General features: G+C 71.1%; 2 protein-coding genes. One reads left to right on the top strand and one right to left on the bottom strand.

Annotation, left to right across the window (positions count from 1 at the left end):
• A partial coding sequence (locus LPA54_RS32575) for an antibiotic biosynthesis monooxygenase (protein WP_228984379.1) occupies positions 1-563 on the bottom strand: 563 nt, incomplete at its 3' end.
• Between the two features lie 233 nt (positions 564-796).
• On the opposite strand from LPA54_RS32575, the gene LPA54_RS32570 reads away from it, so the two are divergent.
• On the top strand, positions 797-1,527 hold a 731-nt coding region (locus LPA54_RS32570), incomplete at its 3' end, for an FAD-dependent monooxygenase (RefSeq protein WP_228984378.1).

Genomic DNA, 1,527 nt, shown 5'->3' with positions numbered 1-1,527 from the left:
GCCCGCACCACGCGGTTGCCGTGCATGAAGAGCGAGGTGCGGTGCAGCCGCGTGATGCCGTTGATCCGCGCCTCGGGCGCGTCGTAGTTGGCCAGGATGTCCGCGACCTTGGACTCGGAGCCCGGCTTGACGGTGAAGGTGAGGGCGTGGCGGGTCCGGCCGGCGCCCACGCGGGCCGCCGTCTGGAGGTTCGCCCGCGCAGCCTCGGCAGCGAGTGGCTGCTCCGGGTGGGTCTCACGCAGGACGCTGTAGCGCATCGACCGGGTGTCCCGGACGCAGCTGTGCATCGGCCGGACGATCTGGATGTGCTCCTCGCTGTTCACCCAGTCGAGAAACGGCAGGGCGCTCTCCCACTCGCTGGTGATGAGCCACTGCGAGGGGTTCTCGATCGACTGGCACAGCTGGTCACTGATGTGTCCGGGGACGGATGCGACCGTGTTGCGCATGTGCTCGTACGCGTCGAGGAACTGCTGCTGGGCGCCCTCGTACAGGTCGAGCAGCAGGATCACCCGCAGCTTCGAGCCGTCGAACGCCGACTGCGAAATGCGTGCCGACTTGGTCATCCGGCGCACCTCTCCTCTTGGTCGGAAGGTCTGGAACGACCGCCGTGTCCGGAGGGCCGGGGTCGCCATGTGTCGATCGTTGACGCGACCTTCCGGTGCGCGCGAGCGACACGGGGCAGGTGGGTGAACCGCGTGTCATACGGGTGCCGCCGGGACGCGAACTCCCCGGTGCCGGGGATGAAATGGGGCGTCCCTTTCCACAGCCCGTCGAGGGCGACGCTGGAGGCGTTTCAATGCATCGATCGGATACGGCCGGCCGGGCGGATCACCGCACGCCGGTCCTCATCGTCGGCGGCTCCCTGGTGGGCCTGTCCATGTCCCTGTTCCTGGGACGCCTCGGCGTGCCGCACACGCTCGTCGAACGCCACGCGGGTACGTCGCACCACCCCCGCGGACGAGGGAACAACGTGCGCACCATGGAGCTGTTCCGGACGGCCGGTCTTGAGCAGCGCATCGGCCGGGCGGCGTCGACCCTGGCGGACAACCACGGCATCCTGCAGACCCCGAGCCTGGTGGGCGACGAGGGGGAGTGGCTGCTCCAGGAGATCGACCCGGGCGGCGGTGGGCCCGGTGGCCGCAAGGGCGGCATCCTCAACGTGGCGCTCGCCTACCGCTATCCGCGCGGCGCGGTCCTGGGCACCGACCCCGCGACGCCGGTCGTCCCCGACGGCGTCGTGCTGAACGGCGAGCCCGGCAGCCGTGCCCCGCACCTCTGGCTGGACCGCGCCGGCACCCGCGTCTCCACCCTCGACCTGTACGAGAGGTCACTGGTCCTGCTCAGCGCGGAGAACGGCCCCTGGCAGGCAGCGGCCTCCGAGGTGGCGGCGCAGCTGTCCGTACCGCTCGACGCGTACCGGATCGGCGACGGGCCCCACGCCGACCTGACCCCCGACCCGGACACGGACTGGGCCGGCGCCCACGGCATCACCGAGGACGGCGCGGTCCTGGTCCGTCCCGACGGCTT

This window comes from Streptomyces sp. DH12 (assembly GCF_020873895.1).
Classification (GTDB): domain Bacteria; phylum Actinomycetota; class Actinomycetes; order Streptomycetales; family Streptomycetaceae; genus Streptomyces.
This window is presented reverse-complemented; position numbering and strand designations above follow the sequence as displayed.